This window comes from Maritalea sp. YIW29 (genome assembly GCF_057219265.1).
This window is the reverse complement of the sequence record NZ_JBXVVF010000003.1, coordinates 113,161-119,160: the sequence shown is the minus strand read 5'-3', so window position 1 is coordinate 119,160 and position 6,000 is coordinate 113,161. Positions and strand designations below refer to the sequence as shown.

Genomic DNA, 6,000 nt, shown 5'->3' with positions numbered 1-6,000 from the left:
CCCTCCAATGAATTCTCGAGGAAAACACTGAGTTACCAACGGTTTAGCAAAGTTAGATGGTGCTGCCGGAGAGAATCGAACTCTCGACCTCCTCATTACCAATGAGGTGCTCTACCGCTGAGCTACGGCAGCAAACCCGCGCGCGGCGCATGGCCGAGCGCCGTGGTAGTGCCATATGCATTTGAGCAAAGCAAGAGTGTTCTGGACCAATCGGCAAAAAACGTGCAAAAAACACATCCACAATTTAGTTCGAGCACAAAAGCACATCCGTCACCAATGAATGAAAAACGCGAAAACACCGTCGAAACCAAGCGAAAAGCTAGAGAAGAGCGCCTGACGCAGCAGTTGCGCGCGAATTTGCGGCGTCGCAAACAACAGGTAAAAGCACGCAGCACGGCGGACAAAAATGCGCCTAAGCCAGAATAGTTCTTATCTAATCGCCATCAAATTAACCTGATTTGGACGATTTTTGGTCCACATTTGGCCCAATTGGCAACTGATGTTTCGCGGCACTGGTAATTTGTCTGAGTTCACTATAATAACACCGGGCTTGAACCGCCTTCAAAGGGAAAAAAACATGGACCGAATTCGTATCGTTGGTGGCAATGAATTAAACGGTGAATTGCCGATTTCTGGCGCGAAAAACGCTGCCTTGCCTTTAATGATCGCTTGTCTTTTGACCAAGGAGCCATTGACCTTAAACAATGTGCCGCGGTTGGCTGACGTTAAACAGCTTGAGCGCATTCTGGAAAATCACGGGGTTGACTTGTCTGTTCAAGGGCGTCGCCGTGGAGAAGACGAGATGCGCGGCCAGCGGATTACTTTTTCTGCAGCGGACATTGTGGATACATGTGCACCCTACGAACTTGTCGCTACCATGCGAGCGAGTTTTTGGGTGATCGGCGCTTTGTTGGCCCGTGAAGGCGAAGCGCGGGTTTCTATGCCCGGCGGTTGCGCAATTGGCACGCGTCCCGTTGATTTTTACATCGACGGACTACAGCAATTGGGTGCGGAAATCGAAATTGATGGTGGCTATGTAAACGCCAAAGCCCCCGGCGGTCGCCTTAAAGGCGGGTTGGTTAAACTTCCGCGTATTTCTGTGGGCACAACCCATGTGATTATGATGGCCGCGACATTGGCCGAAGGTACAACCAAGATTGAAAATGCGGCGATGGAGCCAGAAGTTGTCAATTTGGCGGAATGTTTGATTGCCATGGGCGCAAAAATCTCGGGCGTTGGCACGCGCACCATCACTGTTGAAGGCGTTGAAGAACTGCATGGTGCGGAAGTCGATGTGATCCCTGATCGCATTGAAACCGGCACCTATGCGATGGCCGTTGCGATGACTGGCGGCGACGTGTTGCTGAAGGGTGCAAATGCAGATCATTTGGAAGCACCGCTGAAAGTACTAGAGCAAACTGGCGCGAAAGTTATTCGAGAAGAAGACGGTCTTCGTATCGTTAAGAACGGCAATGCCATTCATGCAATTGATGCTGAGATTTCTGAATATCCAGATTTTCCGACCGACCTGCAGGCCCAATATATGGCATTGATGACCCGCTCAAACGGCACGGCATTGGTGCGCGAAACGATATTTGAAAACCGCTTTATGCATGTGGCTGAGTTGATGCGCTTTGGGGCGGACATTGCGGTGGACGGGCAAAGCGCAACCGTTAAAGGTGTGTCCGAACTCAAAGGCGCGCAAGTGATGGCGACCGATCTTCGGGCCTCCGTATCATTGGTGATTGCAGGCTTGGCTGCCAAAGGCGAAACCATCGTCAATCGGATTTATCACCTAGATCGTGGATTTGAGCGCTTGGAAGATAAGTTGAGCCGATGTGGTGCTGAAATTGAGCGCATTAGCGGCTAATTGGCTTGGGGTATAGCGATTTTGCGCCCCAGCTATTGAGATGAGGCCATGGGCGCATTAGATATTGCAAAGAATAATCCGCCAATGGCAACCAAGGAATTAGCAAAAACATGACCGACCTGAAATTGCTCGCGCTTGATAATGAAGATTTGGAAGTCATTTCCGCCCATACACAAGACGCCGTGGTGCGTGTTGGAGATATGGGCTTTGCCGCTCAAGACCATCGATTTGCATTTTTGATGAACCGATTTGCGTGGGAAACCGACCAGAAGCGTGGCAAAGGTCAGCGCAAGCGTGCAGCCATCCACTTTGATCGTGTGACCGACGTAAAGGTCACAGGCGTTGATCTAGATGCAAAAGACGGTGTGCTTGAACTTCTAACCATGACATTTGAGACGGGCGACGCGCCATCAGGCGAAGTCACCTTAGCATTTGCAGGTGGCGGCACCGTTAAACTTGTTGTTGAGTGCCTTGAAGCACGCATGCAAGATTTGGGTGCGGCATGGGGCGCGAAGGCAACGCCTGAGCACGATCTAACAACTTAATAGAATGGCTTCGCTATGCCGGTAAGACTGGATCAAAGTTCAGCGGACTTTGAAGATAAATTTGCAACGCTTTTGGGTGCAAAGCGCGAAACATCTGTTGAGGTTGGCGACGTGGTCGCTAACATTATTGAGGATGTAAAATCACGCGGTGACCAAGCTCTTATCGACCTTACGCAAAAATTCGATCACCTAGATTTGGCGAAAACCGGTGTTGCGTTCACCCAAGCTGAAATTGATGCGGCCTACGAGGAAACTTCGGACGAGTTGATCAATGCGCTCAACCACGCTTACGGACGCATTACAGCCTATCACAGCCGTCAGTTACCCAAAGACGAGCTATATACCGACAATGTTGGCGTTACGCTTGGTTCCAAATGGAATGCGGTGGATGCGGTGGGCATTTATGTGCCCGGTGGATTAGCCAGTTACCCGTCTTCTGTTTTGATGAACACCGCCCCTGCCCGGGTTGCAGGTGTTGAACGTATCGCCATGGTGGTGCCGACGCCAAACGGCGTGGTGAACCCAACCGTTCTGGCTGCAGCAAAAATTGCGGGTGTTACTGAGATTTATCGCGTCGGCGGCGCGCAGGCCATTGCGGCGCTCGCGTTTGGGACAGACACCATAAAACCGGTCAACAAAATCGTCGGCCCCGGCAATGCCTTCGTCGCGGCAGCAAAGCGCCAAGTGTTTGGTGCAGTGGGTATTGATATGATCGCAGGGCCATCAGAAGTGCTGGTGATCGCGGACAATAGCGCAAACCCTGCATGGATTGCTGCAGATCTTTTGGCGCAAGCTGAACATGATATGTCGGCCCAGTCGATCTTGATTACACCAGCCGCGGCGCTGGCCGACGCGGTGGAAAAAGAAGTTGAACGGCAATTGGCAATTCTGCCGAAGAAGCACCTTGCTGGTCCGTCTTGGCAAGATTTTGGCGCAATGATTGTGGTCAAAGACATTGATGCGGCGGTTGACCTATCCAACCGGATGGCACCGGAGCACCTGGAACTTGCCGTTGATGAACCACAAATGCTTGTTGAGAGGGTTCGCCACGCTGGGGCGATATTCCTCGGTCACCATACGCCGGAAGCCATTGGCGACTATATTGGGGGCACGAACCATGTGCTGCCAACCGCGCGATCTGCCCGATATGCATCGGGCTTAAACGTGCATGATTTTATTAAACGCATTTCGATTTTGGGCTGTACACCGTCTTCGCTCGCGCACTTGGCACCAGACGCCGTTGCACTGGCCGAAGCCGAAGATTTACAAGCCCATGGACGTTCGGTATCAATTCGGCTTAATCTCTGACACGCAATCAGAAATGGCACCTTGAGACTTGATGGATAACCAAAATCAGTCACCCGATAAGTTGGTCACGGTTACACTCGACCCGGAAACAATCATCTCGATTGATCCGGATGAAGTGCACGAGCGCCGAATCGCTGTTTTTGATTTGGTCGAGGAAAATCAATTTTCGCCCATTACTAGCATTGAAGAAGCGCATGGGCCATATGCGCTTCACGTTTCCATTCGTGGAAACCATTTGGGTTTGGATGTGCGCAACCCCACAACCAACGAGCCAATTGCTGCCCACTTTTTGTCCCTGACCCCGTTTCGGCATCTCATTCGCGACTATTTTCGCATTCGCGAAAGCTATTACGATGCGATCAAAAGCGCGCAACCCTATAAGATTGAAAGCGTGGATATGGCGCGACGCGGGCTGCATAATCAGGCAGCAGAGTTGCTTCGCCACCGGCTCGACGGCAAGTTGGAGATGGATGAAAATACCGCAAGACGGCTATTCACCTTGATTTGCGCGGTGCAACCGAATGCGGACAGGCAAGCGATCAACAAGCCAGATATGCCAACCGTTTTGTTCGTTTGTTCAATGAATTCTGTGCGCTCACCCATGGCCGCAGCCCTTGCCCGACGGGCCTTTCCGACCCGCATCATTGCGCGGTCCGCTGGGGTTCGCTCCGGAAAGGTAGATAATTTTGTCCATGAGGTGATGGAAGAAATTGGCGTCGATATGTCGGTGCATACCCCGCACACGATGGACGAATTGGTGGCCAGTTCATTTGATCTAATCGTGACGCTATCGGATGAGGCGCCTCCAGCAGTTGACGCCCGAAATTACGAAGAAGGTGCGCGGCTTCATTGGGATGTAAGTGACCCCACATTAATCGACGGCAACCGGGCTCAAAAGCTCGATGCATATCGCGCCTTGCGCGAGCAGTTGAACAACCATATTAACACCGAGTTGCAATCGCTTGTTACAAGCGGTTCACAAATGGTTTGAATTTGTATAGGTTGCCGCCAATTCAAGCGCTTTAGGCGCTAAAATGCTTTCAGGAGATAGAATGGCAAAAGAAGAAATGCTCGAATTTCCGGGCGTCGTACAGGAATTGTTGCCAAATGCGACATTCCGCGTGAAGCTCGAAAATGAACATGAAATTATCGCCCACACTGCTGGTCGTATGCGGAAAAACCGTATTCGCGTTTTGGCAGGCGATAAGGTGTTGGTTGAAATGACACCTTATGATCTTACAAAAGGCCGGATCACCTACCGCTTTAAATAAGCGGTTTGGTCCTAAAAGAGAGCCGAAATCCCATGGCAACTCGTCCTGACCTTATTCTCGCTTCCGCTTCGCCCCGGCGTCTTGCGCTGCTCAATCAAGTGGGTGTGGAACCAGATCATTTGATCCCCGCCGATGTGGATGAAACTCCATTGAAGGGTGAAATTCCGCGCAAGCTTGCTGCACGGTTGGCCCATACCAAAGCGCTTACAGCCCAACATAAAGCCCGCCAAACCGGTATTGGAGACAATGCATTGGTGCTTGGTGGTGATACGGTTGTGGCCGTTGGTCGACGAATTTTGCCAAAAGCTGAAATGCTGGATGATGCGGCTGGATCATTGCGCCTATTGAGTGGCCGCTCACATCGGGTCTTCACTTCGATTTGTTTGCTCAACGCCTCAGGTGCTGCAAAGCGCCGGGTTGTGGAAACACGCATCCGCTTCAAGCGTTTATCCAACGCTGAAGTTGACGCCTATTTGGCCAGTGGCGAATGGCAAGATAAAGCGGGTGCATATGCCATCCAAGGCATTGCGGGCGCGTTCGTGATCAAACTTCAAGGTTCATTCCATGCGGTAATGGGATTACCGCTTTATGAAACAGTACAATTGTTGCGTGGTGAAAATTACCCGATTGAGTTTAATTGGTTGAACTCAACGTCTGGAATTTAGCCGTGAGCGAAAAAAAACCGACTGCCGCCGATTCGCCGACACCATCACAAAAATCGTGCGTGATGTGCAAAAGACCTGCAGTTGAGGAATTCAAACCCTTTTGCTCGAAGCGGTGCGCTGATCTTGATTTGGGCAATTGGCTCAATGGATCCTACGCCATTCCCGTTATCGAAGAAGATGGCGCGCAGCTGGACGATTACGATCCGGAATAGGCCAAAATTTTCACTTCGTTCCGTGCTAACGCCATGAAATTTGGTGGCTTTTGATTGATGAAAGCAAAAGTTGCGAGATAAGTGGAAAATTTTGTCATTGACCGCTAGACAATATTGTTTTCACGACAT

At 50.9% G+C, this 6,000-nt stretch carries 8 protein-coding genes and 1 tRNA gene; 8 read left to right on the top strand and 1 reads right to left on the bottom strand.

Annotation, left to right across the window (positions count from 1 at the left end):
- Nucleotides 1-57: 57 nt before the first annotated feature.
- Nucleotides 58-132 (bottom strand) — tRNA-Thr (locus AC2D8L_RS16070).
- Between the two features lie 144 nt (nucleotides 133-276).
- Between AC2D8L_RS16070 and AC2D8L_RS16065 the strand changes: the two genes are divergently transcribed.
- The 8 genes from AC2D8L_RS16065 (at nucleotide 277) to yacG (ending at nucleotide 5,871) form a co-directional block, all read left to right on the top strand.
- Nucleotides 277-426: a hypothetical protein gene (locus AC2D8L_RS16065; protein ID WP_484686522.1), complete on the top strand. Its 150-nt coding sequence runs from the start codon at nucleotides 277-279 to the stop codon at nucleotides 424-426.
- A 151-nt stretch (nucleotides 427-577) separates the two neighbouring features.
- Nucleotides 578-1,870, top strand: a complete 1,293-nt coding sequence (gene murA / locus AC2D8L_RS16060; RefSeq protein ID WP_484686521.1) for a UDP-N-acetylglucosamine 1-carboxyvinyltransferase — start codon at nucleotides 578-580, stop codon at nucleotides 1,868-1,870.
- Nucleotides 1,871-1,980: 110 nt separating this feature from the next.
- A complete protein-coding gene (locus AC2D8L_RS16055; protein WP_484686520.1) occupies nucleotides 1,981-2,415 on the top strand; it encodes a DUF2948 family protein in 435 nt (144 codons plus the stop codon).
- A gap of 15 nt (nucleotides 2,416-2,430) precedes the next feature.
- Nucleotides 2,431-3,723 carry a histidinol dehydrogenase gene (gene hisD, locus AC2D8L_RS16050; protein ID WP_484686519.1) on the top strand — a complete coding sequence of 431 codons (1,293 nt, stop codon included), beginning with the start codon at nucleotides 2,431-2,433 and terminating at the stop codon, nucleotides 3,721-3,723.
- 31 nt (nucleotides 3,724-3,754) lie between these two features.
- Nucleotides 3,755-4,714 carry a UPF0262 family protein gene (locus AC2D8L_RS16045; RefSeq protein WP_484686518.1) on the top strand — a complete coding sequence of 320 codons (960 nt, stop codon included), beginning with the start codon at nucleotides 3,755-3,757 and terminating at the stop codon, nucleotides 4,712-4,714.
- Between the two features lie 61 nt (nucleotides 4,715-4,775).
- Entirely contained in the window at nucleotides 4,776-4,994 is a 219-nt protein-coding gene (gene infA, locus AC2D8L_RS16040) for a translation initiation factor IF-1 (protein WP_269392687.1), read from the top strand.
- A 32-nt stretch (nucleotides 4,995-5,026) separates the two neighbouring features.
- Nucleotides 5,027-5,659 carry a Maf family nucleotide pyrophosphatase gene (locus tag AC2D8L_RS16035; protein ID WP_484686517.1) on the top strand — a complete coding sequence of 211 codons (633 nt, stop codon included), beginning with the start codon at nucleotides 5,027-5,029 and terminating at the stop codon, nucleotides 5,657-5,659.
- Between the two features lie 2 nt (nucleotides 5,660-5,661).
- Nucleotides 5,662-5,871, top strand: a complete 210-nt coding sequence (gene yacG, locus AC2D8L_RS16030; RefSeq protein WP_484686516.1) for a DNA gyrase inhibitor YacG — start codon at nucleotides 5,662-5,664, stop codon at nucleotides 5,869-5,871.
- Nucleotides 5,872-6,000: the final 129 nt, after the last annotated feature.

Bases quoted from the DNA above. Each gene is read 5' to 3' on its own strand.
- AC2D8L_RS16065 (WP_484686522.1), top strand. From the start codon at position 277: ATGAATGAAAAACGCGAAAACACCGTCGAAACCAAGCGAAAAGCTAGA.
- murA (WP_484686521.1), top strand. From the start codon at position 578: ATGGACCGAATTCGTATCGTTGGTGGCAATGAATTAAACGGTGAATTG.
- AC2D8L_RS16055 (WP_484686520.1), top strand. From the start codon at position 1,981: ATGACCGACCTGAAATTGCTCGCGCTTGATAATGAAGATTTGGAAGTC.
- hisD (WP_484686519.1), top strand. From the start codon at position 2,431: ATGCCGGTAAGACTGGATCAAAGTTCAGCGGACTTTGAAGATAAATTT.
- AC2D8L_RS16045 (WP_484686518.1), top strand. From the start codon at position 3,755: ATGGATAACCAAAATCAGTCACCCGATAAGTTGGTCACGGTTACACTC.
- infA (WP_269392687.1), top strand. From the start codon at position 4,776: ATGGCAAAAGAAGAAATGCTCGAATTTCCGGGCGTCGTACAGGAATTG.
- AC2D8L_RS16035 (WP_484686517.1), top strand. From the start codon at position 5,027: ATGGCAACTCGTCCTGACCTTATTCTCGCTTCCGCTTCGCCCCGGCGT.